General features: G+C 73.3%; 21 protein-coding genes. 16 read left to right on the forward strand and 5 right to left on the reverse strand.

Translation table 11 applies throughout. The annotated features are described in order from the left end of the window. The first annotated feature begins 26 nt into the window (after positions 1–26). From BMW67_RS06175 to BMW67_RS06185, 3 genes are all read left to right on the forward strand, one after another. Entirely contained in the window at positions 27–2,021 is a 1,995-nt protein-coding gene (locus tag BMW67_RS06175) for an ABC transporter transmembrane domain-containing protein (protein ID WP_370426835.1), read from the forward strand. A gap of 473 nt (positions 2,022–2,494) precedes the next feature. After that, positions 2,495–4,414 carry an acyl-CoA synthetase gene (locus BMW67_RS06180; protein ID WP_072746387.1) on the forward strand — a complete coding sequence of 640 codons (1,920 nt, stop codon included), beginning with the start codon at positions 2,495–2,497 and terminating at the stop codon, positions 4,412–4,414. Positions 4,415–4,749: 335 nt separating this feature from the next. Further along, positions 4,750–6,255, forward strand: coding sequence for a protein adenylyltransferase SelO (locus BMW67_RS06185; RefSeq protein WP_072746386.1), 1,506 nt, complete (start codon positions 4,750–4,752; stop codon positions 6,253–6,255). A 40-nt stretch (positions 6,256–6,295) separates the two neighbouring features. On the opposite strand, the gene BMW67_RS06190 is transcribed toward BMW67_RS06185, so the two are convergent. Together BMW67_RS06190 and BMW67_RS06195 are read right to left on the reverse strand one after the other, a co-directional pair. Next, positions 6,296–6,901: a TadE/TadG family type IV pilus assembly protein gene (locus BMW67_RS06190; protein WP_125458982.1), complete on the reverse strand. Its 606-nt coding sequence runs from the start codon at positions 6,899–6,901 to the stop codon at positions 6,296–6,298. Further along, on the reverse strand, positions 6,898–7,467 hold the full coding sequence (locus BMW67_RS06195) for a TadE/TadG family type IV pilus assembly protein (protein ID WP_083581150.1): 570 nt from the start codon (positions 7,465–7,467) through the stop codon (positions 6,898–6,900). The genes BMW67_RS06190 and BMW67_RS06195 overlap by 4 nt, the downstream gene beginning before the upstream one ends. Positions 7,468–7,757: 290 nt before the next feature. Here BMW67_RS06195 and glpD point away from each other — a divergent pair, with 290 nt between their 5' ends. The 11 genes from glpD to BMW67_RS06250 all read left to right on the forward strand — a co-directional run bounded on the left by glpD (position 7,758) and on the right by BMW67_RS06250 (position 20,722). Then, positions 7,758–9,287, forward strand: a complete 1,530-nt coding sequence (glpD, locus tag BMW67_RS06200; RefSeq protein ID WP_072746587.1) for a glycerol-3-phosphate dehydrogenase — start codon at positions 7,758–7,760, stop codon at positions 9,285–9,287. Further along, positions 9,284–10,375, forward strand: a complete 1,092-nt coding sequence (locus tag BMW67_RS06205) for an ABC transporter ATP-binding protein (protein WP_072746384.1) — start codon at positions 9,284–9,286, stop codon at positions 10,373–10,375. Before glpD ends, BMW67_RS06205 begins: the two co-directional genes overlap by 4 nt. Before the next feature lie 18 nt (positions 10,376–10,393). Beyond that, the gene (locus tag BMW67_RS06210) at positions 10,394–11,485 is read left to right on the forward strand and encodes an ABC transporter ATP-binding protein (protein ID WP_072746383.1); all 1,092 of its coding nucleotides are present in this window, start codon (positions 10,394–10,396) and stop codon (positions 11,483–11,485) included. Further along, entirely contained in the window at positions 11,482–12,357 is an 876-nt protein-coding gene (locus BMW67_RS06215) for a carbohydrate ABC transporter permease (RefSeq protein WP_072746382.1), read from the forward strand. Before BMW67_RS06210 ends, BMW67_RS06215 begins: the two co-directional genes overlap by 4 nt. Continuing rightward, the gene (locus tag BMW67_RS06220) at positions 12,354–13,193 is read left to right on the forward strand and encodes a carbohydrate ABC transporter permease (RefSeq protein WP_091764166.1); all 840 of its coding nucleotides are present in this window, start codon (positions 12,354–12,356) and stop codon (positions 13,191–13,193) included. Before BMW67_RS06215 ends, BMW67_RS06220 begins: the two co-directional genes overlap by 4 nt. Then, positions 13,193–13,600: a DUF2160 domain-containing protein gene (locus tag BMW67_RS06225; RefSeq protein WP_072746381.1), complete on the forward strand. Its 408-nt coding sequence runs from the start codon at positions 13,193–13,195 to the stop codon at positions 13,598–13,600. The genes BMW67_RS06220 and BMW67_RS06225 overlap by 1 nt, the downstream gene beginning before the upstream one ends. 64 nt (positions 13,601–13,664) lie before the next feature. Further along, positions 13,665–15,374, forward strand: a complete 1,710-nt coding sequence (locus BMW67_RS06230) for an ABC transporter substrate-binding protein (RefSeq protein ID WP_091764168.1) — start codon at positions 13,665–13,667, stop codon at positions 15,372–15,374. A 312-nt stretch (positions 15,375–15,686) separates the two neighbouring features. Further along, on the forward strand, positions 15,687–17,183 hold the full coding sequence (gene glpK / locus BMW67_RS06235) for a glycerol kinase GlpK (protein ID WP_072746379.1): 1,497 nt from the start codon (positions 15,687–15,689) through the stop codon (positions 17,181–17,183). Positions 17,184–17,643: 460 nt separating this feature from the next. Continuing rightward, complete coding sequence (locus BMW67_RS06240) at positions 17,644–18,948, forward strand: cobyrinic acid a,c-diamide synthase CobB (protein WP_072746378.1); 1,305 nt, start codon at positions 17,644–17,646, stop codon at positions 18,946–18,948. Between the two features lie 38 nt (positions 18,949–18,986). Further along, positions 18,987–19,742, forward strand: a complete 756-nt coding sequence (locus BMW67_RS06245) for a metallophosphoesterase (protein ID WP_072746377.1) — start codon at positions 18,987–18,989, stop codon at positions 19,740–19,742. Between the two features lie 5 nt (positions 19,743–19,747). Next, positions 19,748–20,722 (forward strand): hypothetical protein, encoded by a 975-nt coding sequence (locus BMW67_RS06250; protein WP_072746376.1) that lies wholly within the window; start codon positions 19,748–19,750, stop codon positions 20,720–20,722. Between the two features lie 105 nt (positions 20,723–20,827). Here BMW67_RS06250 and BMW67_RS06255 read toward each other — a convergent pair whose 3' ends face one another. The 3 genes from BMW67_RS06255 to BMW67_RS06265 all read right to left on the reverse strand — a co-directional run bounded on the left by BMW67_RS06255 (position 20,828) and on the right by BMW67_RS06265 (position 23,613). After that, on the reverse strand, positions 20,828–21,589 hold the full coding sequence (locus tag BMW67_RS06255) for an FCD domain-containing protein (protein ID WP_072746375.1): 762 nt from the start codon (positions 21,587–21,589) through the stop codon (positions 20,828–20,830). Positions 21,590–21,670: 81 nt separating this feature from the next. Continuing rightward, positions 21,671–22,174 (reverse strand): DUF302 domain-containing protein, encoded by a 504-nt coding sequence (locus BMW67_RS06260; protein ID WP_072746374.1) that lies wholly within the window; start codon positions 22,172–22,174, stop codon positions 21,671–21,673. 65 nt (positions 22,175–22,239) lie between these two features. Continuing rightward, positions 22,240–23,613 carry a YeeE/YedE family protein gene (locus tag BMW67_RS06265; RefSeq protein ID WP_083581149.1) on the reverse strand — a complete coding sequence of 458 codons (1,374 nt, stop codon included), beginning with the start codon at positions 23,611–23,613 and terminating at the stop codon, positions 22,240–22,242. Positions 23,614–23,803: 190 nt separating this feature from the next. Between BMW67_RS06265 and BMW67_RS06270 the strand changes: the two genes are divergently transcribed. After that, positions 23,804–25,183: a tetratricopeptide repeat protein gene (locus BMW67_RS06270; protein ID WP_072746373.1), complete on the forward strand. Its 1,380-nt coding sequence runs from the start codon at positions 23,804–23,806 to the stop codon at positions 25,181–25,183. Then, positions 25,180–26,820, forward strand: a complete 1,641-nt coding sequence (locus tag BMW67_RS06275) for an OpgC family protein (protein ID WP_125458981.1) — start codon at positions 25,180–25,182, stop codon at positions 26,818–26,820. Before BMW67_RS06270 ends, BMW67_RS06275 begins: the two co-directional genes overlap by 4 nt. The last annotated feature ends 57 nt before the right edge of the window (positions 26,821–26,877 follow it).

The raw sequence follows: 26,877 nt of genomic DNA on the forward strand, positions 1-26,877 counted from the left end.
GTCCCGTTCCTCGTTGCAATTATGGGATGATGCCTGGCGACGCGCTGGGTCACGGGCGACTCGATAGATCGCGGCCACGAAAAAGTAAACCGAAAAAGTCGGAATTGCGCCGCCCCGGAAGCCGCCCCGCGCCTCGGGCCGCGCGCGCCGGGGCGCGACCTTGCGGCTATTGTCGGCCCGGCGGGCGGTTGATACATCGGGTCCCGCCCAGCCGGGCGATCAGCCAGACCGCGGGAACTCAGCCCTTGTCCTTGCTCTCCGACACGCCCGAACGCGCCAAGTCCCGATCCGTGGGCGCGCTGCGCCGCCTTGCGCCTTTCGTGCGCCCGCACAGGCGCCTGGCGTATGGCGCGCTGGCCATGCTGCTGCTGACCACGGTGCTGAACCTGGCGCTGCCCATGGCGGCGGGGCGGGTGGTGGACGGCTTCTCGGCCGAGTCCGAATACCTGATGGACAGCTACTTCCTGGCCGCGGTGGCCATCGCGGGCGCGCTGGCGCTGGCGACGGCGGCGCGCTTCTACCTGGTCACGCGGCTGGGCGAGCGGGTGATCGCCGATCTGCGCAAGGCGGTCTACGGCAAGGTCATCGCCATGAGCCCGGCCTTCTACGAGCGCCTCATGACCGGCGAGGTCATCAGCCGCCTGACCGCGGACACGACGCTGCTTCTGTCGGTGATCGGCTCGAGCGCCTCGATCGCGCTGCGCAACCTGCTGCTGTTCGCCGGCGGTCTGGCCCTGATGTTCTGGACCTCGCCCAAGCTGTCGGCCTATGCGCTGCTGATCGTGCCGATGGTGGTGTTCCCGATCCTGACTCTGGGCCGGCGGGTGCGCCAGCTGTCGCGCGAAAGCCAGGACCTGGTGGCGCGAAGCTCGGCGCAGGCGTCCGAGACCCTTCAGGCCGCGCAGACCGTTCAGGCCTACACGCGCGAGGACATGGCGCGCGCGCGCTTCGGCGCGCTGACCGAGGAGGCCTACCGCGCCGCGCTGCGGCGCATCGTGGCGCGGGCGATGCTGGCGGCGATCATCATCTTCCTGGTATTCACCGGCGTCGTCGGCGTGCTGTGGATCGGTGCGGGCGATCTGCGCGCGGGCGCGATCGGCGCGGGCGAGCTGGTGCAGTTCCTGATCTACGCGGTGCTGGTGGCCGGTTCGGTCGGCGCGCTGTCCGAGGTGTGGGGCGAGATCCAGCGCGCCGCCGGCGCGACCGAGCGCCTGGTCGAGCTGCTCGAGGCGCAAGACCCCATCCGCCGCCCGGCGCGCCCGATCCCCCCGCCCGAGCCGCCGCGCGGCGAGATCGCCTTCGAGAACGTCGCCTTCAGCTATCCCTCGCGCCGCGACGCGCGGGCGCTGCACGACGTGACGCTGCGCGTGCGCGCGGGCCAGACGGTGGCGCTGGTCGGCCCCTCGGGCGCGGGCAAGACGACGCTTTTCCAGCTGCTTCTGCGCTTTTACGACCCGGATGAGGGGCGCATCCTGCTTGACGGCGCGGACATGGCGCTGATGGCGCCCGAGGCGGTGCGCACGCGCTTTGCGCTGGTCAGCCAGGACCCGGCCATCTTCGCCGACACCATCGCCGCCAACATCCGTTTCGGCCGCCCCGACGCTTCGGACGAAGAGGTGCGCGCCGCCGCCCGCGCCGCTGCGGCGCATGACTTCATCATGCAGCTGCCCCAGGGCTACGACACCTTCGTGGGCGAGCGCGGCGTGATGCTGTCGGGCGGGCAGAAGCAGCGCCTGGCGATCGCGCGCGCGATCCTGCGCGATGCGCCGATCCTGCTGCTGGACGAGGCGACCTCGGCGCTCGACGCCGAAAGCGAGCGCGCGGTGCAGCAGGCCGTCGAGCGCCTGTCCAGCGACCGCACGACGCTGGTCATCGCCCACCGCCTGGCCACGGTGAAGAACGCCGACCGCATCGTGGTGCTGGAAGGCGGGCGCATCGTCGCCGAGGGCGATCACGAAACGCTGTCCGCGCAGGACGGCCTTTACGCGCGCCTCGCGCGGCTTCAGTTCACGCAGGGCTGAACGCGCCGGGCCGCCCCTTGCGCCTGCGCGGCGCGTCAAGCCGGGACGGGGCGCAGGCCCGGCCTCGCCCCTCGCGCCATGTGCGGCCGACCCGCGGGCCGCGACGCGGCGGCCGAGGGGGCGCGCGGACGCCGACCGTCCCAGGCCGCGCCGCTTCGTCGGTCGGCGCAGGCGCCGGGGCGATGCGGCGCGCGGGCGGCGCAAGAAGGCGGCCGGCCGTCGCCAGCGCGCGTCGAGCCCCGGCATGCGCGCGCGCGGCGCAAGGGCATGGACGCGGGCGCGCGCCCGGTGCAGGCTGTCGTTTCGTCAAGGCGGCCGGCCGGCCGGCATCCGCGGCGCTTCGCCCGGGCCGGGCGTCGGCGCGGCGCGCGCCCAAGGGCCGCGCTGACGCAAGGTCGCGCTTGCGGGTCGCGGCGCGCGCGGCAAATCTGCGCGCGCGGCCGCCCGCCGCACGTCATGTCGGGAGGATGTCGATGACCCACGCGCCCAGAACGCTCGCCTCCGTGGAGGACAAGATCGCGATCGAGCGCACGCCCGTCGAGCAGCGCTGGACCGCGCGCTCGATCTACGAGATGCTTTCGCAGACCGTCGAGCGGGTCCCCGACCTGCCCGCGCTCAGCTTCCAGATCACCTCGGGGCCCAAGGACCGGGCCGAGACGCTGACCTGGCGCGAGCTCAGGGCCCGCGTCACCCAGACCGCCAACCTTCTGCGCGAGCTGGGGATCGAGGAAGGCGACGTCGTCGCCTATCTGCTGCCCAACTGCAACGAGACGGCCATCACCCTGCTGGCGGGCGCGACGGCGGGCATCGTCAACCCGATCAACCCGCTGCTCGAACCCTCGCAGATCGCCGCCATCCTGCGCGAGAGCGGCGCCAAGGCGCTGGTCACCCTCGCGCCCTTTCCCAAGAGCGACGTCGCCCAGAAGGCGGCCGCGGCGCTGGCCGAGGCGCCGGGGGTCAAGACCGTGCTCGAGGTGGATCTGCGCCGCTATCTGGGCCCGCCGCTGCGCTGGATCGTGCCCTTCGTGCGGCCCAAGGTCTCGTATCCCGAGGGCGTGCGGCGGCTGGATTTCGACGCCGAGACGCGCCGGCGCGACGGCGCGGCGCTGAACTTCGCCGAAAGCCTCGATCCCGCGCGCATCGGCGCCTATTTCCACACCGGCGGCACCACCGGCATGCCCAAGCTGGCGCAGCATGACCACCGGGGCATGATCTACAACGGGTGGATCTCGGACTATCTGATGCTGAACTCGGGCGACAACGTGCTGTGCCCGCTGCCGCTGTTCCACGTCTTCGCGGCCTATCCCATCCTCATCAGCTGCGTGGCGGCGGGGGCGCACATGATCATGCCCACCCCGGCCGGCTATCGCGGCGAGGGGGTGTTCGACAATTTCTGGAAGCTGGTCGAGCGCTGGAACGTGCAGTTCATGGTCATGGTCCCCACCGCGGCGGCGGCGCTGATGCAGCGCCCGGTGGACGCGGACGTCTCGTCGCTGAAATACGCGCTGTGCGGCTCGGCGCCGCTGCCGCTCGAGCTGTTCCGCCAGTTCGAGCAGGCGACGGGCGTCAAGATCCTGGAAGGCTACGGCATGACCGAGGCCACCTGCCTCGTCTCGTGCAACCCGATCGAGGGGCAGCGCAAGGTCGGCTCGGTGGGCATCCCCTTCCCCTACACCGACGTGCGCATCCTGCATTTCGACGAGCAGGGCCGCATCACGCGCGAATGCGCGACCGACGAGATCGGCGAGATCTGCGTGCGCAATCCGGGCGTGCGCCAGGGCTCGACCTACACCGATCCCTCCAAGAACCAGGGCCTTTACGCCGAGACCGGGCACCTGCGCACCGGCGATCTGGGCCGGATCGACGCCGACGGCTATCTGTGGATCACCGGCCGGGCCAAGGATCTGATCATCCGCGGCGGGCACAACATCGACCCCGCGCTGATCGAAGAGGCCCTGGCCGGCCACCCCGCCGTCGCCTTCGTGGGCGCGGTCGGCCAGCCCGACGCCCATGCGGGCGAGGTGCCTTGCGCCTATGTCGAGCTCAAGCAGGGGGCCGAGGCCTCGGCGGACGAGCTGATGGCCTTCGCGCGCGAGCGCATCGCCGAGCGCGCCGCGCATCCCAAGCATGTCGAGGTGCTCGAAGAGCTGCCCAAGACCGCGGTCGGCAAGGTCTTCAAGCCCGATCTGCGCAAGCGCGCCATCGTGCGCGTCTATGGCGAGGCGCTCGAGAAGGCGGGCATCTCGGCCTCGATCCACGTGGTCGAGGACAAGCGCCTTGGGCTGGTGGCCGAGCTGTCGCCCGCCGGGGTCGACTCGCTGGACGAGGACGAGGTGCGGGCGGCGCTCGGCGCCTTCCCGCGGCCGTTCCGGATCGTTCCCGCCGAGGCCTGAGCGGGGCCGCCGGGCGCGCGAAGGCGGCGCCGCGGCGCCGCCCGCGGGCAGGCCCAGCGCCCACCGCCCGGACAGGGCCTGGCGCCGGCGGCGCAGGCCGCCGCGGCCGGGGGCCGATGCCGCAGACCGCCGCCCGCCGCCCGCGCGGGGCGCGGCCAGGACAAGGCGCGCTTGCCGCAGGCGATCCGGCCGCCCCGCCGCCCGCGTGGGTCGCCCGCCCGGGTCGCTGGGCGCCGCGGCGCGGGGCGCGGCCCCGGCGGGCGGCGCAATCTGCGCCGGGGGCGTGACGCGGGGCCGTCGCGCCCTAGCTTTGCGGCAAGGAAGGAGACCCGCCCATGCAAACGCCCACCGCCGACGTCGCCGCCGACCGCGCCGCGCCCTTCGCCTTCGACAACAGCTATGCGCGCCTGCCCGAGCGCTTCTACGCCCGCGTTCAGCCCACGCGCCCGCCCGCGCCGCGGCTCTTGCTGCTCAACGCCGATCTGGCGCGCGAGCTGGGGGCCGATCCGGCGCTGCTGGCCTCGGAGCAGGGGGCGCGCTGGCTGTCGGGGGCCGAGCTTCCGCCCGGCGCCGAGCCCCTGGCCATGGCCTATGCGGGGCACCAGTTCGGGCATTTCGTGCCGCAGCTGGGCGACGGGCGCGCGATCCTGCTGGGCGAGGTGATCGACCGCGCGGGCGTGCGCCAGGACCTTCAGCTCAAGGGCGCGGGGCGCACGCCGTTCTCGCGCATGGGCGACGGGCTGGCGGCGCTGGGGCCGGTGCTGCGCGAGTTCATCGTCTCCGAGGCCATGCACGCCATGGGCGTGCCCACCACCCGCGCGCTGGCCGCCGCGGCCACCGGCGCCGTGGTGCGGCGCGAGCGCCCGCTGCCCGGCGCGGTGCTGACCCGCGTCGCCGAGGGGCATGTGCGCGTCGGCACCTTCCAGTTCTTCGCCGCGCAGGGCGATCACGAGGCCGTGCGCACGCTGCTCGATCACGTCGTGGCGCGCAACTTTCCGCATCTGGCCCAGGCCCCGAACCGCGCCCGCGCCGCGCTGGACGAGGCCGTGGCCCGCCAGGCGCGGCTGGTGGCGCAGTGGATGGCGCTGGGCTTCATCCACGGCGTGATGAACACCGACAACATGCATGTGGGCGGGCAGACCATCGACTACGGCCCCTGCGCCTTCATGGACGGGTTCCGGGCCGACCGCGTGTTCAGCTCGATCGACCATGCGGGGCGCTACGCCTGGAACCAGCAGCCGCGCGCGGCGCATTGGAACCTGTCGCGGCTGGCCGGGGCGCTGGCGCGCAGCATCGACCCGGACGAGGACCGCGCCATCGCCTCGGCGCAAGAGGCGATCGACGCCTTTCCCGACCTGTTCGCCGCCGCCTGGCGCGAGGCCTTCGCGCCCAAGCTGGGCCTCGATGCGGCCGCCCCCGAGGCCGAGGCGCTGATCGACGGCGCGCTGCGCCTTCTGGGCGGCGAGGAAACCGACTTCACGCTGTTCTTCCGCCGCCTTTGCCTGGCGGCCGAGGGCGACGCGGCGCCGGTGCGCGCGCTGTTCCGTGATCCGCGCCCGCTGGACGACTGGCTGGGCCGCTGGCGCGCGGCGCTCGAGGCCGGGCGCGTTGCGCCGGAAGAGGCGGCGCGGCGCATGCGGGCGGCGAATCCGGCCGTCATCCCGCGCAACCACCGCGTCGAGCAGGCCATCGCCGCGGCCGAGGCCGGCGATTTGGCGCCGGCCGAGCGCCTGATCGCGGCGCTGCGCCGCCCCTTCGACGAGCCCGCGCCCGAACATGCCGACCTGGCCGCGCCGCCCGCGCCCGCCGAGGAAGTGCGCGTGACCTATTGCGGCACCTGACCCGCCGGCCGGCCTCGCGTCCGATGGGCCGCAGGGCCGGTCAGTTCCTGTAGGCGATCTTCGAGGTGAAGCGCGGCTCGGTGGGCATGCGCAGATGCAGCGTCGTCGCCTCGATGCCCGTCCAGCTCAGGATCGGCTCGAAGGGCACGAAGGTCTCGACCAGGATCACGCTGTCGCCCTCGACCATGCGCGGAAACTGCGCGGGGTCGAGGTCCGCGTCGGTCAGCGGCAGGCCCGACCCGCTGGGCGCGGACCATTCGACGAAGTGGCGGCCGCCCTCGTATTTCACGCTGGATATGCGCAGCCACTTGCCCGGCGGCGATCCCGACAGCAGCTGCTGAAGCAGGTCGTGCAGCGTCGAGACGAAGGCGTCGCTGACCTCGGTCTGGCGCGAGACGATGTCCGCGATCACGTTCGAGGCGCACACCGCGTTGCCCCGGTCGCGAAAGGCGTCGTAGAAGGCCAGGCTGGCCACCAGCCAGAAGATCAGGATGGGGACCCAGATCACGAACTCGACCGTGATCGCGCCGCGCTCGTCGCCGCGCATGCGCCGCGCGCGCGCCGCGCAGCGCCGCAGCAGCCGCGCGGGGCGCGCCGCGGCCGCGCCGATCGCCGCGCGCAGGGTTTCGCCGTGCGCGCCCATCATTGCGGCTCGTTCACGAAGGCCGAGTGCGCGATGATCGCGAACTCGCCATTGGCCGAGCGCGCCATCGCCTCGGCGAAGCCCATGAGCGGGAACAGCGCCCCCACCACCGTGCAGGCGCGCACGAACATGATCTGCGAGGGCGCGCCGGGCGTGTAGGTGACGGGCGGGTTGATGACGCCGGCGGAGCGGTCGACGCAGACCGGATCGTTGGTCGGCGGCCCGCCCGAGAGCGTGAAGGGCGTGAGCTCGAGAATCAGGCTGCTTTCGCAATCCTTGATGATCTGCGCATGCTCGCAGATGCGCTTCTTGATCGTGGCGGGGGTGGGGTCGGTCACCAGGCCCAGCCGCAGGTCGCGAATCGCCAGGTCCAGCCCGCGGTCGAGCATGGTGGTGCGCACCATGTACCAGCCGGCTTCGTAGATCGAGAACACGATCATCAGCAGCACCGGCACGACGATCACGAACTCGACCGTCGCCGCGCCGGCTTCGTCGCGGGCGCCGCCGCGCAGGCGGGCCATGGCCCGGCCGCATGCGCGCCGCGTCGCCGCAAGCGCCTGTCGCATCATCTTCGCCTCCACGCTCCCGGCGGCGTCGCCGCGCCGGGACTCATCGCGCGCCCGCAAGGGCCGCGCACGCAACACGCCGGCGGCGCAGGGCGCGCCGATTCGCGCCGGCAGCGAAAAAGGTCGGCCATCGACGCGCCGCGGTCAACCTTGGGGCGCGCGGCCTTCGCGCGCGGGCGCGAAAACGCGCATTATGCTTTCGCTTTCTTTCGTTATTGACAGAACGGAGCCCTTCCGCGCATCTAATGAAGGCGAAGCGATCGCGCGCCCCGCGCCTCGGGAAGGAGCATGCCATGACTTCGGACATCTTCGTGATCGGCGGCGGGGTGAACGGCTGCGGAATCGCACGCGACGCGGCGGGGCGGGGCCTGAGCGTCGAGCTGGCCGAGCAGGGCGACCTGGCGCAGGCGACCTCTTCGGCCTCGACCAAGCTGTTCCATGGCGGCTTGCGCTATCTCGAGTATTACGAGTTCCGCCTGGTGCGCGAGGCGCTGCGCGAGCGCGAGACGCTGCTCGTGGCCATGCCGCACATCTCGTGGCCGCTGCGCTTCGTGCTGCCCCATCACAAGGGGCTGCGGCCGGCCTGGATGCTGCGGCTGGGGCTGTTCCTTTACGACCACCTGGGCGGGCGCAAGATCCTGCCGCCCTCGCGTTCTCTGGACCTGACGCGCGATCCGGCGGGGGTGCCGCTCAAGCCCGAATTCACCCGCGGGTTCGAGTATTCCGACTGCTGGGTCGAGGACAGCCGCCTGGTGGTGCTGAACGCGCGCGACGCCGCGCGGCGCGGGGCGGTGATCCGCACGCGCACGCGCGTCGAGGCGGCCCGGCGCGAGAACGGGCTGTGGCGGGTGACGCTGCGCGACATGACCAGCGGCGAGACCTTCGAGCGCTCGGCCCGCATCCTGGTCAACGCCGCCGGGCCCTGGGTGGCGGACGTGATCGGCGCCAAGGCGGGGCTGGTCACCTCGGACCGGATCCGCCTGGTGCGGGGCTCGCACATCGTCACGCGCAAGCTGTTCGACCACGACCGGCCCTACATCTTCCAGAACGCCGACGGGCGGGTGCTGTTCGCCATTCCCTACGAGCAGGACTTCACGCTCATCGGCACCACCGACGCCGATCACGAGGGCGACCCCGGCGCGGCCGAGTGCACGCCGGCCGAGCGCGACTATCTGCTGGCGGCGGTCTCGGAGTATTTCCGCAACCCCGTGACGCGCGAAGACGTGGTATGGTCCTATTCCGGGGTGCGGCCGCTTTACGACGACGGCGCCTCGTCGGCCACGGCCGCGACCCGCGACTACGTGCTCAAGGTCGAGGGCGGAAAGGACGGAGAGGCGCCGATGCTGAACGTCTTCGGCGGCAAGATCACCACCTACCGCAAGCTGGCCGAGGCGGCCATGGCGCGCCTTGTCCCCTGGACCGGCGCCAAGCGCGCCTGGACCGCGCGCGCGCCCCTGCCGGGCGGCGACTTCCCCTGGGACGGGGCGCCGGCGCTGGCGGCCGAGCTGCGCGCGGCGCATCCCTTCCTGACCGAGCGCTGGGCCATGCGGCTGACCCGCGCCTACGGGACCGAGGCGCGGGCGCTGCTGGCCGGCGCCGAGCGGGCCGAGGACATGGGCCGCGATTTCGGCGCGACGCTGACCGAGCGCGAGGTGCGCTGGCTTATGGACAAGGAATGGGCGCGCACGGCCGACGACGTGCTGTGGCGCCGCTCGAAGCTGGGGCTGCGGCTGGACGAGGCCGAGGCGCGCGCGCTGGACGCGTGGATGCGCGCCAACGCGCCCGCTCCGGCCCCCGCGCACGCTGAGGGAGAAGGGCGATGACGCTGACGCTCGAGGGGGTGTCGCGGGTCGTCAACGGACAGACCCACATTCACCCCACGGATCTGACGCTCGAGAAGGGCACGATGAACGTGCTGCTGGGGCCGACCCTGTCGGGCAAGACCAGCCTCATGCGGCTGATGGCCGGGCTCGACCGGCCCAGCCAGGGGCGCATCCTGTGGGAGGGGCGCGACGTGACCGGCATGCGCGTGCAGGACCGCCGCGTGGCCATGGTCTATCAGCAGTTCATCAACTACCCGTCCATGACGGTGTATGAGAACATCGCCTCGCCGCTGCGCCTTCAGGGCCTGGACCGCGCCGAGATCGACCGCCGGGTGCGCCGCGCGGCCGAGCTGGTCAGGCTTGACGACGACAAGCTGCGGCGCAAGCCGCTCGAGCTGTCGGGCGGCCAGCAGCAGCGCTGCGCCCTGGCGCGCGCGCTGGTCAAGGATGCGGGGCTGGTGCTGCTGGACGAGCCGCTGGCCAATCTGGACTACAAGCTGCGCGAGGAGCTGCGCGCCGAGATCCCGCGCATCTTCGCCGAGTCGGGGGCGATCTTCGTCTACGCCACCACCGAGCCGCACGAGGCGCTGCTGCTAGGCGGCTTCACCGCCTGCCTGTGGGAAGGGCGCGTGACGCAGTTCGGCCCCACCCCCGCCGTCTACCGCCGCCCGGCCGACGCGACCACGGCGCGGGTGTTCTCGGACCCGCCGATGAACTTCCTGCGCGCGGTCAAGAGCGGCGGCGTCCTGCGCGCCGAGACGGGCGACGAGCTGCCCGCCGCCGGGCCGCTGGCGGCGCTGCCCGACGGCGCGCTGCAGCTGGGCTTCCGCCCCGATCATCTGCGCATCGGCGCGCCGCGCGCGGGCGACCTGGCCTTCGAGGCGCGCGTGGCGGTGACCGAGCTGACGGGCTCGGAAAGCTTCGTGCATCTGGACCACGGCGCGTCGCGCTGGGTGGCGCTGGTGCATGGGGTGCATGACCTGGCGCCGGGCGCCTCGGCGCAGGTCGCCGTCGCCCCCGAACATGTCTATGCGTTCGGCGAGGACGGGCGGCTCATCGCCGCCGCGGCCTACGCCGCCGCGGCCTGAAACGCGAAGGACACGCCCATGGCGAGGATCACCCTGGCGCAGCTGGCCCATTCCTACCTGAAGGCGCCTTCGGGGCCGGCGGATTATGCGCTCAAGCGCATGGATCATGAATGGGAGGACGGCGGCGCCTATGCGCTGCTTGGGCCGTCGGGCTGCGGCAAGACCACCCTGCTCAACATCATCTCGGGGCTGCTGCGCCCGTCCGAGGGGCGCATCGCCTTCGACGGGCGCGACGTGACCGACCTGCCCACCGCCGAGCGCAACATCGCGCAGGTGTTCCAGTTCCCGGTCGTCTACGACACCATGACGGTGTTCGACAACCTGGCCTTCCCGCTGCGCAACCGCGGCGCGGACGAGGATTACGTGCGCCGCCGCGTCGGCGCCGTGGCCGAGATGATCGGCATGACCGACGCGCTGGGCCGCAAGGCGCAGGGGCTGACCGCCGACGCCAAGCAGAAGATCAGCCTTGGCCGCGGCATGGTGCGCGAGGACGTCAACGCCATCCTTTTCGACGAGCCGCTGACCGTCATCGATCCCCACATGAAGTGGGAGCTGCGCACCCAGCTCAAGGCCCTGCACCGCGAGTTCGGGCACACGATGATCTACGTCACCCACGACCAGACCGAGGCGCTGACCTTCGCCGACAAGGTGGTGGTGATGCATGACGGGCAGGTGGTGCAGATGGGCGCGCCCGAAGAGCTGTTCGCCCGCCCCGCGCACACCTTCGTGGGCTTCTTCATCGGCTCGCCGGGCATGAACGTCCTGCCCGCGCGGGTGGCCGGCGCGCAGGCCTGGATCGGCGAGCACGTCATTCCCCTGGCGGGCGACCATGCCCCGCAGGAGCGCGCCGAGATCGGCGTGCGCCCCGAATTCGTGCGCCTGGCCGGCCCGGACGAGGGCATTCCCGTGGTCGTGCGCCGCGTCGAGGACATCGGGCGCCACCAGATCGTGCGCGCCGAACATGCCGGACGCGAGGTCAACATGCTGGCCCCCGAGGGGCAGGCCGTGCCGCTGGGCGAGGCGCGCTTCGCCTTCGATCCGGCGGCCGTCAACGTCTATGTCGACGGCTGGCGCGTGCCCGCCCGCGACGAGAAGGAGACCGCGCGATGAACAAGACCGTCAACCAGCGCGCCTGGTTCCTGGTCCTGCCGGTGCTGCTGCTGGTGGGCTTCTCGGCCGTCGTTCCGCTGATGACGGTGGTCAACTACTCGGTCCAGGACACCTTCGGAAACAACCAGTTCTTCTGGGCCGGGCTCGAGTGGTTCGAAGAGATGCTGGCCTCCGAGCGGCTGCACAACGCCTTCCTGCGCCAGCTGGCCTTCTCGGCGATAATCCTGGCGATCGAGGTGCCGCTGGGGGTGTTCGTGGCGCTGAACATGCCCAAGCGGGGGGTGTGGGCCTCGGTCTGCCTGGTGCTGATGGCGCTGCCCCTGCTGATCCCGTGGAACGTGGTCGGCACGATCTGGCAGATCTTCGGGCGCGTGGACATCGGCCTTCTGGGCTACGCGCTGTCGGCGCTGGGGATCGACTACAACTACACCCAGGACCCGATCGACGCCTGGATCACCATCATCGTGATGGATGTGTGGCACTGGACCTCGCTGGTGGTGCTGCTGGCCTATGCGGGTCTGCGCTCGATCCCCGACGCCTATTACCAGGCGGCCAAGATCGACCAGGCCAGCCGCTGGAAGGTGTTCCGCTACATCGAGCTGCCCAAGATGCGGGGGGTGCTGCTGATCGCCGTCCTGCTGCGCTTCATGGACAGCTTCATGATCTACACCGAGCCCTTCGTGGTCACGGGCGGCGGTCCGGGCAACGCGACCACGCTCCTGTCGATCGACCTGGTCAAGATGGCGATCGGGCAGTTCGACCTTGGCCCGGCGGCGGCGTTCTCGATCATCTACTTCCTGGTGATCCTGCTGCTGAGCTGGGTGTTCTACACGGTGATGACCAATCTCGACGCGCAGGAGAGCCGCAAATGACCGCTCCCGCACCCGCCGGCGCGCGCCGCCGCTTCGCCTTCAACGGCTCGGCCCTGACCTGCGCGCTCTACATCCTGTTCCTGCTGCTGCCGATCTACTGGCTGGTGAACATGAGCCTGAAGACGAACGAGGAGATCCTGTCCTCGTTCTCGCTCTGGCCGCGCGATCTGACGCTGGCCAACTACATGGTCATCTTCACCGATCTGAGCTGGTATTGGGGCTACATCAACTCGCTGATCTACGTGGTGCTGAACACGGTCATCTCGATCGCGGCGGCGCTGCCGGCGGCCTACGCCTTCAGCCGCTACAGCTTCCTGGGCGACAAGCACCTGTTCTTCTGGCTGCTGACCAACCGCATGGCGCCGCCGGCGGTGTTCGCGCTGCCCTTCTTCCAGCTCTATTCCTCGATCGGGCTGTTCGACACCCATATCGCGGTGGCGCTGGCGCACTGCCTGTTCAACGTGCCCCTGGCGGTGTGGATCCTCGAAGGGTTCATGCGCGGCGTGCCGAGGGAGATCGACGAGACCGCCTATATCGACGGCTATTCCTTCGGCCGCTTCTTCGTGAAGATCTTCATGCCGCTGATCGCCAGCGGGATCGGCGTGACGGCGTTCTTCTGCTTCATGTTCTCGTGGGTCGAGCTTCTGCTGAGCCGCACGCTGACCTCGGTGGACGCCAAGCCCATCGCGGCGACGATGACGCGCACGGTCTCGGCCTCGGGGCTTGACTGGGGCGTGCTGGCCGCGGCGGGCGTGCTGACCATCGTGCCCGGCGCGCTCGTGATCTGGTTCGTGCGCAACTACATCGCCAAGGGCTTCGCGATGGGGAGGGTGTGATGACGACGCGCAAGAAGGCTTTCCTGACCACGGCCGCGGGCGTCGTCCTGGTCCTGGGCGCGCTGGCCGCCGGGCTGCTGGCCGCGGCGCCGCGCAAGGACGGGGCGGTGGACTGGACCGCGCCGCTGATCCCCAACGGCTGGATGGCCTGGACCCTGGCGACGGCGGCGTTCTTCTATGTCATCCTGTGCCTTCTGGCGGCGATGACGCTGTGGACGGCGTTCTGGCCGCAGCCCCCGCGCATGGGCGTGCTGCGCTTCGAGACCACGCCGGGCGACCGGCTGTTCGTCAGCCTGCTGGGCTCGGCCTGGATCTGCCTTGGATGGCTTGCGTTTTTCGGCGCGCCCCTGACCGGCGCGCTGGCGGTTTGCCTCGTCTGGGCCGCGGCGGTGTTCCGCTGGGTCTGACGGAGCGAAGGCCCCCGCATCGGGCGGGGGGAGGTGAATGCATCTCGACACGGGAGGAATGAAGATGAGAACGGGATTGAAGGCCGGCGTCGCGGCGCTGGCGCTCATCGCGGGGGCAAGCCCCGGATGGGCGGACATGGCCGCGGCCAAGAAGTTCCTGGACGAGGAGATCGGCGATCTCTCGACGCTTTCGCGCGCCGAGCAGGAAGCCGAGATGCAGTGGTTCATCGACGCCGCCAAGCCCTATGCGGGCATGGAGATCAAGGTGGTGTCCGAGACGATCACCACGCATGAATACGAGTCCAAGGTGCTGGCGCCCTGGTTCACCAGGATCACCGGCATCAAGGTCACGCACGACCTGATCGGCGAGGGCGACGTCGTCGAGAAGCTGCAGACCCAGATGCAGTCGGGCGAGAACATCTACGACGCCTACATCAACGACTCGGACCTGATCGGCACCCACTGGCGCTACCAGCAGGCCCGTCCGCTGTCCGACTGGATGGCCGGCGAGGGCAAGGACGTCACCAACCCCAACCTCGACCTCGAGGACTTCATCGGGCTTCAGTTCACCACCGGGCCCGACGGCAAGATCTACCAGCTGCCCGATCAGCAGTTCGCGAACCTTTACTGGTTCCGCTACGACTGGTTCAACGACCCCAAGAACAAGGCCGACTTCAAGGCGAAATACGGCTACGAGCTGGGCGTTCCGGTCAACTGGTCGGCCTATGAGGACATCGCCGAGTTCTTCACCGGCCGCGAGATCGACGGCCAGAAGGTCTACGGCCACATGGACTACGGCAAGAAGGACCCCAGCCTCGGCTGGCGCTTCACCGACGCCTGGATGTCCATGGCCGGCATGGGCGACAAGGGCGAGCCGAACGGCTTCCCGGTGGACGAGTGGGGCATCCGCGTGAACGAGAAGTTCCAGCCCACCGGCTCGTGCGTCAAGCGCGGCGGCGCCACCAACGCGCCCGCGGCCGTGTATGCCGTGCAGAAATACGTGGACTGGCTGAAGAAGTATGCGCCGCCGGCGGCCGCCGGCATGGTCTTCTCCGAGGCCGGCCCGGTGCCCGCGCAGGGCGCGATCGCCCAGCAGATGTTCTGGTACACCGCCTTCACCGCCGACATGGTGAAGGAGGGGCTGCCCGTGGTGAACGAGGACGGCACGCCCAAGTGGCGCATGGCCCCCTCGCCGCACGGCGCCTACTGGGAAGAGGGCATGAAGGTCGGCTATCAGGACGCCGGCTCGTGGACCATCCTCAAGTCCACCCCCGTGGACCGCGCCAAGGCCGCCTGGCTCTACGCGCAGTTCGTGGTCTCGAAGACCGTGGACGTGAAGAAGTCGCATGTCGGCCTGACCTTCATCCGCGAGTCCACCATCCAGCATGACAGCTTCACCGAGCGCGCGCCCAAGCTGGGCGGTCTGATCGAGTTCTACCGCTCGCCCGCGCGGGTGCGCTGGTCGCCGACCGGCGTGAACGTGCCCGACTATCCCAAGCTGGCGCAGCTGTGGTGGCAGAACATCGGCGACGCCTCGTCCGGCGCCAAGACCCCGCAGGAGGCGCTCGACGCCCTTTGCGAGGCGCAGGAAAAGGTGCTGGCCCGTCTCGAGCGCGCCGGCGTGCAGGGCGAGCTGGGCCCGCGCCTGAACGAGGAGAAGGACCCCGAATGGTGGCTCTCGCAGCCCGGCGCGCCCAAGCCGAAGCTGGCCAACGAGAAGCCCAAGCCGATGACCGTCTCGTATGACGAGCTGATCAAGTCCTGGCAGCAGTGACGCGCGGCGCGGCCGGCGCCCCACGAGCCGGCCGCCCCGCCAGGCGCCCCCGTCCGCCAAGGCGGGCGGGGGCGCCGCCTTTTTCGGGGCCCGACGCGCAAGACCGCTTGCCGCGCGGCGCGCCTTCGGCTTCCCTGCGGCGCAGGGCGCAGGGGCCGATGCGGCGTCCCGCCGATCGGGGGGCGCAGCAGGTCCGCGTGCCGGGAACGGGCGCGGCGGGCGGCGCGCCGGCTCCATGACGTGCGCGGGCGCGCCCGCGCTCGACGACCAGGGCGGGCGCCAGCCCGCGCCGCGCAACAGGGAGGCGCATCCATGACGCACATTCTGGCCATCGATCAGGGCACCACCTCGACCCGGGCGATCGTCTTCGACGCGGCCCCCGCGCCCGTCGCCGCCGATCAGCAGGAATTCGCGCAGCATTTCCCGGCCTCGGGCTGGGTCGAGCACGACCCCGCCGACCTTTGGGCCAGCACCGCGGCGACCTGCCGCGCCGCCATCGAGCGCGCCGGCCTGCGCGCCGCCGACATCGCCGCCATCGGCATCACCAACCAGCGCGAGACGACGGTCGTCTGGGATCGCGAGACCGGCCAGCCCGTGGGCCGCGCCATCGTCTGGCAGGACAGGCGCACCGCCGATCTGTGTCGGCGTCTGAAAGAAGACGGCGCCGAGCCCGAGGTGACGGCCAAAACCGGTCTTCTGCTCGACCCCTACTTCTCGGCCACCAAGATCGCCTGGATCCTCGACAACGTCGAGGGCGCGCGCGCCCGCGCCGAGGCCGGCAAGCTGGCCTTCGGCACGGTCGATTCGTGGCTGATCTGGAACCTGACCGGCGGCAAGGTCCACGCCACCGACGCCACGAACGCCTCGCGCACCATGCTCTACGACATCCGCGCGGGCGCCTGGGACGCCGAGCTGTGCCGCATGTTCCGCGTGCCCATGTCGATGCTGCCCGAGGTGCGCGACAGCGCCGACGATTTCGGCCGCGCCCGCGCCGACCTTCTGGGCGCCGAGATCCCCATCCTGGGCGTGGCGGGCGACCAGCAGGCGGCGACGGTCGGCCAGGCCTGCTTCGCGCCGGGCATGGTCAAGAGCACCTACGGCACCGGCTGCTTCGCGCTGCTCAACACCGGCGATGCGCCGGTCGCGTCCGCCAACCGGCTGCTGACCACCATCGCCTACCAGCTGGACGGCAAGCCGACCTATGCGCTCGAAGGCTCGATCTTCATCGCCGGGGCGGTGGTGCAATGGCTGCGCGACGGGCTGGGCATCATCCGCGAGGCGGCGCAGACCCAGCCCCTGGCCGAGGCCGCCGATCCGGCGCAGAACGTCTATCTGGTGCCGGCCTTCACCGGCCTTGGCGCGCCCTGGTGGGATTCCGAGTGCCGCGGCGCCATCTTCGGCCTGACGCGCGGCACCGGCCCGGCCGAGCTCGCGCGCGCCGCGCTCGAGAGCGTGGGCTATCAGAGCCTCGATCTGATCGAGGCCATGCGCCGCGACTGGAGCGCCGAGGGCGCCGCCGACACGGTGCTGCGCGTGGATGGCGGCATGACCGCCTCGGACTGGACCATGCAGTTCCTGGCCGACATGCTCGATGCGCCGGTGGACCGGCCCAGGGTGCTCGAGACCACGGCGCTGGGCGCGGCCTGGCTGGCGGGCATGAAGGCGGGCCTGTGCCCCGACGCGCAGGGCTTTGCGGCGTCGTGGTCGCTGGACCGGCGCTTCGTCCCGTCGATGGACCCCGAGCGGCGCCGGGCCAAGATCGCCGGATGGCGCGACGCCGTGCGCCGCACGCTCAGCCAGCCGCGCTGACGCGCCCTCGCGCGGGCGGGGGCGGGGGCTGGCGCCGGGCGAGCCCAAGGCGCTTGCGGGTTTCTCCCGCGCCTTCGCGCGGGCGGCCCGCGCCGAAATGAACACCTTGCCCGCGTCGAAGTTTCGCCCCCGCCTGCGCGCGGGCGGCGGGGGCGGGCCGCTGTCGCGCCTTTCGTCCCCCGACGCGAGCGCGGGCGGGTCAGGGGGCGCCCCCGCGCCGCCCGGCTCGCGGCGACTTCCGCCCCGCGCATGTCCGCGCGGCGGGGGGGCCGGCTTCGCCGGCGCAAGCGGCGCGCGCGCCCTGATCGCGGCTGATCGGCGGGCCGTCCTCGGACCGGCGGCCGCTCCGCGCCGGCCGCCGGCGCGTCGCGCGGCCCCCTCCCGGGCGCCTGGCTGCTCGGCCCGCGCATGGCCCCGGGCGCCCTTGCCCGCCGGCGCGCGGGGCGTTACCGACTGGGGCATGACGGCGACGCGGGCGTTCCTCATTTCGGCTCCATCCTCGGGCTCGGGCAAGACGGTCCTGACCCTCGGGCTCTTGCGCGCGCTGCGCCGGGCGGGGGTGGACGTCGCCTCGGGCAAGTGCGGACCCGACTATATCGACCCGGCCTTCCACGAGGCCGCCACGGGTCGGCCTTGCGCGACGCTCGACGCCTGGGCCGAGCCGCCCGCCGCCCTTCGCGCCCGCGCCCGCGCGACCGGGGCCGAGCTGCTGGTCGTCGAGGGCGCGATGGGCCTGTTCGACGGCGCCGAGGCCCCGGGCGCCGGCGGAACCGGCGCGGCGGCCGACGTCGCGCGCGCGCTGGGCGCGCCGGTGGTGCTGGTTCTGGACGCCGCGCGCATGGCGCAGACGGCCGGGGCGCTGGTGGCGGGGCTTGCGCGCCATCGGCCGGGGGTCGAGGTGGCGGGCGTCATCCTCAACCGCGTCGCCGGCGCGCGGCACGAGCGCATGCTGGCCGGCGCGATCGCGCCGGTGGCGCCGGTGCTGGGCGCGATCGCGCGCGACGCGCGGCTGCAGACGCCCTCGCGTCACCTGGGGTTGGTGCAGGCGGCCGAGCGCGCGGATCTCGAGGCCTTCGTCGAGGCGGCGGCCGATCTGGTCGCCCAAGGCTGCGACCTGGCGGCGCTGCGCGCCCTGGCCCGGCCCGTGGCGGCGGGCGCGGCGCCGGCGCGGCTGGCGCCCCTGGGCGCGCGCATCGCCGTCGCGCGCGACGTGGCCTTCGCCTTCGCCTACGAGCACATGCTGCGCGACTGGCGCGCGCAGGGGGCGCAGGTCATGCCCTTCTCGCCCCTGGCCGACGAGCCGCCGGCCGCCGATGCGGACGCCGTGTTTCTGCCCGGCGGCTATCCCGAGCTGCACGCCGACCGCCTGGCCGCGGCGAGCCGCTTCGCCGCCGGCATGCGCGCGGCGGCCGAGCGGGGCGCGCTGATCTATGGCGAGTGCGGGGGCTACATGACGCTGGGCCGCGGGCTGGAATGCGCCGACGGCGCGCGGCGCGAGATGCTGGGCCTGCTGCCGCTCGAGACCAGCTTCGCACGCCGCCGCCGCACGCTGGGCTACCGGCGCCTGACGCCGCGCGCGGGCGCGCCATGGCAGGGGCCGCTGGCCGCGCATGAGCATCGCCAGGCCACCACGCTGCGCGCCGAGGGCGCGCCGCTGTTCGACGCCGCCGACGCCGCCGGCCGCGAGCTGGGCGCGATGGGCTTGCGCGCGGGGCGGGTGTGCGGCTCGTTCGCGCATGTGATCGCGCCATTGGCGGCAGTGTGACCACGGCCCGCCCGGGCCCCCGAGCGCAAGGAGGCGCCATGAGCCGCATCGTTCTTCTGTGCGATTCCCACATCCGCGCGGGCGAGGCCGGGCGCGAGGCGGCCGCGCGCCTGGCGTTGGCGGCGGCCGCGGCGCGCCGGCTTGCGCCCGACCTGATCGTGCATGCGGGCGATCTGGCCGATGACGGCGCGCCCGAAAGCTACGCCATGGCGCGCAGGGCGCTTGTCGGGGCGGCGCCGCTGTGGATCCTGCCGGGCAATCACGACGAGCGCGGCGCGCTGGCCGCCGCCTTTCCCGAGGCCGTCGCCGCCGAGGCGCCGCCCTTTCTGAGCGGCGTGCGTCAGGCGGGGCGGCTGCGCCTGGTGGGGCTCGACACGCTGGCGCCGGGGCAGGTTGCCGGCCGTCTGACCCCGGCGCAGGCCCAGTGGCTGCGCGCGCGCCTTGCCGAGATGGACGACGAGCCGTGGGTTTTGATCATGCATCATCCGCCTTGCGCGCTGGGCATGCCGCAGCTGGACCGCTGGCCCTTCGAGGGCGCCGACGAGCTGCTGTGGGCCCTGGCCGCCGCCCCGCACCCGCCGCTGCGCATCCTCTGCGCCCACGCGCACGGCGCGCACGAGATCGACTGGCGCGGCTTGCGGGTCTCGGTCTCGCCGCCCACGGGGCCGCTTTTCGCGCCCGAGCCGGGCGAGCCGGGCCTGCGCCGGCACATGGGCGCGCCGATGCTGCGGGCGATCGAGCTGACGCCCGAGGGCCTGCGCCTGCGCGCCATGCCCGCCCTCGGGCAAGGCTGAGGGCCATGAGCGGCGTGCGGCCGGGCGCGGCGGGCCGGGTCCTGATCGGGGCGCTGGCCTGGCTTGGCGGGCGGGCCCGCTGGGCGCTGGCCCTGTCGGCGCTGGTCGCGCTGGCCGTGCCGCAGCTGGCGGCGGCGCTGCGCCCCTTCCTGCCGGCGCTGGTGGCGATGGTCTATGCGCTGGCGATGACGCGGATCGACCTGCGCGCGGCGGCGCGGCTGGGCGGAGGCCGGCGGGCCGCGCGGGCCTTCGCCGCGGCCGCGGTCATGGTGGGGCTGGCGCCGCTGGCCGCCTTCGGGGCGGCGCGGGCGGCGGGCGCGCCGCCGGACGTCGTCGCGGCGCTTGTCTATACGCTGGCCGCGCCGCCCATCGCCTCGGCGGCGGGCTTCGCCTTCATCATGGGGCTGGACGCGGCGCTGGCGCTCGAGGTGACGTTGGCGGCGTCGATCCTGGCCCCGCTGGCGGGCGCGCCGCTGGCGGCGTGGCTGCTGGGCGCGGCGGCGCCGGTGGGCGGGCTGGAGCTTGCGCTACGCACGGGGGCGATGATCGGCGCGGGGGCGTTGGCGGCGGCGCTGTTGCGGCGCCTTCTGGGCCCGGCGCGCATCGCGCGCTCGGGCCCGGCCTTCGACGGGCTGACGGTGCTGGCGATGACCGTCTTCATCATGCCGCTGTTCGACGGCGTCGGCGCGACGCTGGCGGCGGCTCCGGGTCGGGCGGCGCTTTATCTGGCGCTCGGCTCGGCGCTGATCCTGGGGCCCTATCTGGCGCTGCGCCGCCTGCGCCGGGGCGCGGCCCCGCGCGCGGGAGCGCTGGCGCTCACGGGGGGCACGCGCTCGGTCGCGATCTATCTGGCCGCCTTGCCGCCCGACCCGTTGTTCGGCCTGTTCGTCGCGCTCTACCAGATCCCCATGGTGCTGTCGCCGCTGGCGCTGTCGCGCCTGGCGCGCCGGGACCGGCGCGGGGGCGGCGAGGGGGGCTGAGACGCAAGGCGAGACGGGCGACGCGGCCCCGCGCGCGGCCCGGGCGCGGCCAGGGTTCGGGCGCGGCGCCGGGGCCGCGGGCCGTGACGGGGCCCGGGGGCGCCTTCACTCCAGCCGCGCCAGGCGCAGCCGCGCCACCTGTTCGAGCGAGGCGCGCCGGCCGACCTCGCGCATCATGGCGGCGACATAGTCCAGATGCGCCTCGACCGCCGCGCGCGCCTCGTCCGGCCGGCCGGCCAGCACCGCGTCGCGGATGGCGCGGTGCTGCTCGAGCAGCGCGTCGCGCGCCGGGCGCAGGGCGAACAGCGCGTCGCGGTTGTAGAACACCCCGCGGCGCAGCAGCTCGAACATCGAGCGCATCATGTGCAGCATGACCACGTTGTGCGCCGCCTCGACCACGGCCATGTGGAACTCGGCGTCAAGGCGCGCCTCCTCGTCCGGGTTGCGGCGGGCGTGGGCGGCCTCCATGCGCGCGAACACGCGGGCGATCACGGCGCGGTCGCCCTCGGTGGCCTGCGCGGCGGCGCGGGCGGCGGCCAGCCCCTCGAGGTCGCGGCGGAAGCTGAGATAGTCGTAGAGCGCCTGGTCATGCGTGGCGAACAGCTCGATGAGCGGCGGCGCGAAGGCCTGGCCCAGCACGTCGGCCACGAACACGCCCGCCCCGCGCCGGGTCGCCGTCAGGCCCCGCGATTCCAGCTCGGCCAGCGCCTCGCGCAGGGTCGGGCGCGAGACCGCAAGGCGGCGCGCCAGCTCGCGCTCGGCCGGCAGGCGGTCGCCGGGGCGCAGCACGCCCTGAAGGATCAGCTCCTCGACCTGGCGCACCACGGCTGCGGCGGTCTTCTCGGTCTGGACCGGGCGGAAGGGCATGGCGGGCCTGGCGGGTTGAATTGGTCCGATCGGTTGACCAATAGCAGCCCGCCGGGCGCCGGGGCAAGCCGGCCGGGCCCGTCAGGGCGCCGTCGCGCGGGCGGCGATGGCTTCGAAGATCGCGTCAAGCTCGCGCGCCAGGCCGGCCAGGGCCGGGCCGCCCTCGGCCATGTAGGGGGCGAAGACGTGGCTGGGCGTCTTCCATGCCAGCGTCGCGCCGCTCGGGGTCTGGACGACGTAGAAGCGGATCGGCGCCTCGATCATGGCCGCGAGCGAGGCGCGCAGCGCCCGCACGGCGAAATCGTTGCGAAAGACCCCGACCACCCGGTTGCCCGGAACGCGCACGCCGCGCGCGCGGGCGGCCTCGGTGGGGCCGGCCTCGGCGACCACGGCCATGCGTTCGGCACGCACGGCCGCGCGCAGGCGCGGCAGCAGCTCGGCATAAGGCAGGGCGACGTCGATCGTCCGCCATCCGGGCCGGGGCGAGAGGGCGGCGGGGGCGACGGGTTCGGCGGCCGCCGCGGGCGGCGCGGCGGCGCCAAGGGCGGCGACAAGGGCGAGGCAGACAGGAAGCGGGCGGATCATGGGTTGTCCTTTCCTTCGGTGCGACGAGAAGAACGAACGCGCCGGAGGCGCGGCGGCGGGCGGCCTCATGCGCGAGGCGGGCAGGCGGGCGGGTCCATGCCCAGCCGCGCGCGCAGGCGCGTTCCCAGCGCCGAGCCCGCCCAGCCCCAGATCAGCCACCACCACCCATGCGCCGAGCCCGACGCCAGCCCGCCCAGATAGGCCCCGATGTTGCACCCATAGGCCAGGCGCGCGCCGTAGCCCATCAGCAGCCCTCCGGCGGCGGCCGTCAGCGCGCCGCGCAAGTCCGGCCGCGCGCCGCCGCCCCAGCGCCCGGCAAGCGCGGCGGCGGCCATGGCGCCCAGCACGATGCCGAAATTCATCACCGAGGTCGCGTCGGCGAACACCGACGCCTCGAGCGCGCCGCGCCGCCAGCCGCTCCAGTAGGTCCACTCCTGCACCGGCAGCCCGGCGGCGTTCAGCGCCTTGGCGCCCCACAGCGCGAAGGCCGAGGTCACGCCCCATGGCCGGCCCAGCGCCAGGAAGCAGCCGATGCCGACCAGCGCCAGCGCCGCCGCGCCCATGCCCGGCGTCCATGGGCCGCGCAGCGGGTCGCCGGCGCGCGAAGGCGGCTCGAGCGCGCCGTGGCGCCGGCGCTCGAGCGCCGCCGAGGCCAGCGCGATCGCGCCCAGCAGGGCCAGCGTGACCGCCAGCGCGGGCAGCGCGCCCATCATCTGCGGCAGCGAAGCGCCCGCGCGCGTGCGCGGCAGGGCCGACCAGAAATCCCAGTGCGCCGTCGCCAGGACCGATCCGCCGACGAAGAAGGCCAGCGTGATGGCCATGCGCGGCGCGCCGCCCCCCAGCGCATGCAACGTGCCCGAGGCGCAGCCGCCGCCCAGCTGCATGCCGGCGCCGAACATGAACGCCCCGATCGCCGAGGCCGCGCCGATGGGCAGCACATGGCCGCGCGCGGGCAGGCCGATCTGGGCCCCCCATTGCATGAGCGGGTAGGACGCCGCGCAGGTCAGCCCGATCAGCAGCATCTGCGCGCGCAGCCCCGCGCCGCGCCGCTCGCGCGTCATGCGCCGCCAGGCCGAGGCGAAGCCGAAGCGCGCGTGATGCAGCGCCAGCCCCGCGAACGCGCCCAGCAGCGCCGCCCAGACAAGGGGCGCGCCCCGCTCGGCATGGGCCCGCGCCGCCAGCAGCGCCAACAGCGCCAGCGCCGCCGCCAGGGCGCGGGCGTCGACGGGGGGCGCGGGGCCGGCGGCGGGCTTTTCGGCAGGGATCGCGGCCGAGCCTGAGGCGGCGTTTGCAGCGGGGCCTGCGGCGGGGGTGGCGGCGGGCGCGACGACGGGATCGCTCGCGGGGGCGCCGCGCCGCGAGGCGACCGGCGCGCCGGCGGGCGCGTCCTTGGGCGCTTCGGTCCGGGCGGCGCCTTCTGGGGGCGGGGTTCGGCTCATCGGCTCGTTGGACTCCTGTCGGCGCGGCGCTTCGCGCTTTCCCCGCGGGGCGGGCCTCGGGGGCTTCCCCACAATGCGCCGCGGCGCGCTCGCGCGTCGTCACAAGGGGGTGAGAGCGCCTTCCGCCCCCTCGCCATCGCCGCAATGCTGGTCCAGCGTTCGGGCAGGAAACAGGACGAAAGAGACGCTCATGCGCACCGATGCCGCCGGACACGACCTGACGCTGCAATCCTCCGAGGCCGCCGGCGCCTGGGACGCCTGCGTGGCCGCCTTTCTGGCCCACGGCGCCGCGACGCCCGAGCATCTGGCGCGCGCGCTGGCGGCCGAGCCGGGCTTTGCGCTGGGGCACGCGGCCAAGGGGTTCTTCATGCTGCTGCTGGGCCGCGCCGAGCTGCTGCCCGCCGCCGACGACGCCCTGCGCGCGGCGCGCGCGGCCGCCGCGCAGGGCGGCGCCAATGCGCGCGAGGCGGCCTATGTGGCCGCCCTGTCCGACATGCGCGCGGGGCGCCAGCGCGCCGCGGCCGCGCGGCTCGAGGCCATCGCGCGGCGCTGGCCCGGCGATTCGCTGGCCATGAAGCTGACGCAGGCGGTGCGCTTCATCCTGGGCGATCCGGCCGGGATGCGCGCCGCCCTGGCCGATCAGGCGCCGGGCTTTGGCGCCGATCACCCGCATCGCGGCTATTTCCTCGGATGCACGGCCTTCGCGCTGGAAGAGACGGGCGACTACGCCGCCGCCGAGCGCGCCGGGCTCGAGGGGCTCGAGCTTGCGCCCGACGACGCCTGGGGGCTGCACGCCGTCGCCCATGTCCACGACATGACCGGCCAGCCGGAAAGGGGCGTGCGCTGGCTGGCGGGGCAATCGGCGCGCTGGGCGCATTGCAACAATTTCGGCTATCATGTGTGGTGGCATCTGGCGCTGTTCCATCTGGACCGGGGCGCCTGGGGGCCCGCGCTCGAGCTATACGACCGCAAGGTCTGGCCCGACCGCACCGACGACTATCGCGACATCGCCAACGCGGCGTCGCTGCTGATGCGGCTCGAGCTGGAGGGGGTCGATGTGGGCGCGCGCTGGGAGGCGCTGGGCGAGCTGTGCGCGCGGCGCGTCGATGACGGTCAGGTGATGTTCGCCGATCTGCACTATCTGCTGAGCCTGACGCGCGCCGGCCGCGCCGCCGAGGCCGAGGCGCTGAGCGCGCGCATCGCCCGCGACGCCGAGCGGCTCGACCACGACCAGCACGAGGTCGCCGCCCTGGCCGCCCTTCCGGCGGCGCAGGCGCTGCTGGCCTTTCGCAACGGCGATCATGCGCGCGCCCATGCCGCCTTCGCCCGCGCCGCGCCGCGCATGCAGGCGCTGGGCGGCAGTCATGCGCAGCGCGACGTGTTCGAGCGCCTGGCCGTCGAGGCCGCCCTGCGCGCCGGGCTGCTTGACGAGGCCGAGGCCATGCTGGCCCGCCGCGCGGCGCGCCGCGGCGCCGAGGACGGCTATTGCGCCCGCCGCCGCCAGGCCATCGCGGCGCGGCGCGCCCAGGGGCGGAGCGGCGGGCTGCGCGCCGCGCCGGGCGCGGCATGAACGCGGCCGTCGGCGCGGGGCTGGCCGAGTCGGGGCGTGGGACGGGGCGCGATCCGCGGCTCGACTTCTTTCGCGGGCTGGCGATGTTCATCATCTTCGTCGCGCATGTGCCGAACGATGCGTGGGCGCTGTGGATTCCGGCGCGCTTCGGCTTTTCGGACGCGACCGAGATCTTCGTGTTCTGCTCGGGCATGGCCTCGGCCATCGCCTTCGGCGGCGTGTTCGCGCGGCGCGGCTGGCTGATGGGAACGGCGCGGATCGCGCATCGCGTCTGGCAGGTCTATTGGGCGCATGTGGGGCTGTTCCTGTGCGTGGCGGCGCTGCTCTACGCGGTCGATCGGCTGCAGCTGGGGCTGCCGGACAAGCGCTATGTGGCGGCCGTGCCCATCGTGCCGTTCTTCGAGAACACGGGAGAGGCGCTGTTGGGTCTGATGACGCTGCGCTGGACGCCGAACTATTTCGACATCCTGCCCATGTATCTGGCGATCCTGGCGATGATCCCGGCGATGATGGCGCTGCACCGGCTGGGCGGGCGCGGCGCGGTGGCGGCGGCCGCGCTGGCGATGTGGCTGGCGGCGCAGCTGGGCTGGACGCATCTGCCCTCGCGCCCCTGGGCGCCCGAGATCGACTGGTTCTTCAACCCCTTCGGCTGGCAGCTGGTGTTCTTCACCGGCTTCGCCTTCGGCATGGGATGGCTGCCGGCGCCGCCGGTCTCGCGCGCGCTGGCCATCGCGGCGGCGGCGGTGCTGCTCACGGCGCTGCCCTTCGCGTGGTTCAAGATCCACCAGGGGCTTTACCTGCCGGCCGACTGGGCGCTGACCGAGGCGATCGCGCGCCTGCGCGCGCAGACCGAGTTCCTGTGGTGGAAAAGCTGGGTCGGCGGGTGGCGCTATCTGCACTTCTTCGCGCTGGCCTATCTGGCATGGCTGGCGGCGGGTCCGGCGGGGCGGCGGCTGGCCGCGCCGGGACGGCGCGCGGTGCCGCCGGCGGGACCGGGGCGGCGCATGCTGATCGCGGCGGCGGCGGCGGCGCTGGCGACGGCGCCCCATGCCTATGTGGACGAGATCCGCGCCCATCTGCCCGCGCTCGACGCGCTGATCCTGGCGCTTTACGGCGAAGGCGCGCGCGCCCTGCTCGGCTTCGATCTGTTCCTGCCGGCCGAGCGCATCGGGCTTGCGCAGCTGCTGCATCTGGCCGCGCTGGCGACGCTGGTCTGGAGCGCGCTGGGCGGGCGCGGGCGCGGCTGGCTGGCGGCGCGGGGCTGGCCGGCGGCGGTGCGGGTCGTCCGCAAGGTCGGGAGCCAGTCGCTGGCCGTGTTCCTGACCTCGATGGTTCTGGCGCAGGCGGCCGGGGTGTGGCTGGACGTGGTGGGCCGCAGCCCGTGGACGAACGCGATGGTCAACCTGACCGGCTTCGCGGCGCTGATCGCGACGGCGCATGCGGCGTCCTGGTTCAAGCGCCAGCCCTGGCGCGGCCTGCCGGCCGAGCCCGCGCCTTCATCCGCCGAGCCCGCGCCCCGGCCGGCGCCGCTCGCGCCCCGGAAGGCGCAGCCTGCGCCAGACCCGACGCGGCCCGCCCGGTCGTCCGGCCCCCGCGCCATGCGCGAGTCTTGTCCGGCGGCGGAGGGACGGCCATGATGTGGACGCGAAGCGCGCGCATCCTCGCACCCGTCGGCAAGGAAGGGAGCGGCCGCA

This window comes from Oceanicella actignis (assembly GCF_900111545.1).
Lineage (GTDB): Bacteria > Pseudomonadota > Alphaproteobacteria > Rhodobacterales > Rhodobacteraceae > Oceanicella > Oceanicella actignis.

Excerpts from the sequence above, each read along its gene's own strand:
- BMW67_RS06190 (WP_125458982.1), bottom strand. The coding sequence starts at position 6,901 with ATGATGGGCGCGCACGGCGAAACCCTGCGCGCGGCGATCGGCGCGGCC.
- BMW67_RS06210 (WP_072746383.1), top strand. The coding sequence starts at position 10,394 with ATGGCGAGGATCACCCTGGCGCAGCTGGCCCATTCCTACCTGAAGGCG.
- BMW67_RS06230 (WP_091764168.1), top strand. The coding sequence starts at position 13,665 with ATGAGAACGGGATTGAAGGCCGGCGTCGCGGCGCTGGCGCTCATCGCG.
- BMW67_RS06245 (WP_072746377.1), top strand. The coding sequence starts at position 18,987 with ATGAGCCGCATCGTTCTTCTGTGCGATTCCCACATCCGCGCGGGCGAG.
- BMW67_RS06175 (WP_370426835.1), top strand. The coding sequence starts at position 27 with ATGATGCCTGGCGACGCGCTGGGTCACGGGCGACTCGATAGATCGCGG.
- BMW67_RS06240 (WP_072746378.1), top strand. The coding sequence starts at position 17,644 with ATGACGGCGACGCGGGCGTTCCTCATTTCGGCTCCATCCTCGGGCTCG.
- BMW67_RS06195 (WP_083581150.1), bottom strand. The coding sequence starts at position 7,467 with ATGATGCGACAGGCGCTTGCGGCGACGCGGCGCGCATGCGGCCGGGCC.
- BMW67_RS06225 (WP_072746381.1), top strand. The coding sequence starts at position 13,193 with ATGACGACGCGCAAGAAGGCTTTCCTGACCACGGCCGCGGGCGTCGTC.
- glpK (WP_072746379.1), top strand. The coding sequence starts at position 15,687 with ATGACGCACATTCTGGCCATCGATCAGGGCACCACCTCGACCCGGGCG.
- BMW67_RS06260 (WP_072746374.1), bottom strand. The coding sequence starts at position 22,174 with ATGATCCGCCCGCTTCCTGTCTGCCTCGCCCTTGTCGCCGCCCTTGGC.
- BMW67_RS06250 (WP_072746376.1), top strand. The coding sequence starts at position 19,748 with ATGAGCGGCGTGCGGCCGGGCGCGGCGGGCCGGGTCCTGATCGGGGCG.
- glpD (WP_072746587.1), top strand. The coding sequence starts at position 7,758 with ATGACTTCGGACATCTTCGTGATCGGCGGCGGGGTGAACGGCTGCGGA.
- BMW67_RS06270 (WP_072746373.1), top strand. The coding sequence starts at position 23,804 with ATGCGCACCGATGCCGCCGGACACGACCTGACGCTGCAATCCTCCGAG.
- BMW67_RS06215 (WP_072746382.1), top strand. The coding sequence starts at position 11,482 with ATGAACAAGACCGTCAACCAGCGCGCCTGGTTCCTGGTCCTGCCGGTG.
- BMW67_RS06265 (WP_083581149.1), bottom strand. The coding sequence starts at position 23,613 with ATGAGCCGAACCCCGCCCCCAGAAGGCGCCGCCCGGACCGAAGCGCCC.
- BMW67_RS06180 (WP_072746387.1), top strand. The coding sequence starts at position 2,495 with ATGACCCACGCGCCCAGAACGCTCGCCTCCGTGGAGGACAAGATCGCG.
- BMW67_RS06255 (WP_072746375.1), bottom strand. The coding sequence starts at position 21,589 with ATGCCCTTCCGCCCGGTCCAGACCGAGAAGACCGCCGCAGCCGTGGTG.
- BMW67_RS06205 (WP_072746384.1), top strand. The coding sequence starts at position 9,284 with ATGACGCTGACGCTCGAGGGGGTGTCGCGGGTCGTCAACGGACAGACC.
- BMW67_RS06275 (WP_125458981.1), top strand. The coding sequence starts at position 25,180 with ATGAACGCGGCCGTCGGCGCGGGGCTGGCCGAGTCGGGGCGTGGGACG.
- BMW67_RS06185 (WP_072746386.1), top strand. The coding sequence starts at position 4,750 with ATGCAAACGCCCACCGCCGACGTCGCCGCCGACCGCGCCGCGCCCTTC.
- BMW67_RS06220 (WP_091764166.1), top strand. The coding sequence starts at position 12,354 with ATGACCGCTCCCGCACCCGCCGGCGCGCGCCGCCGCTTCGCCTTCAAC.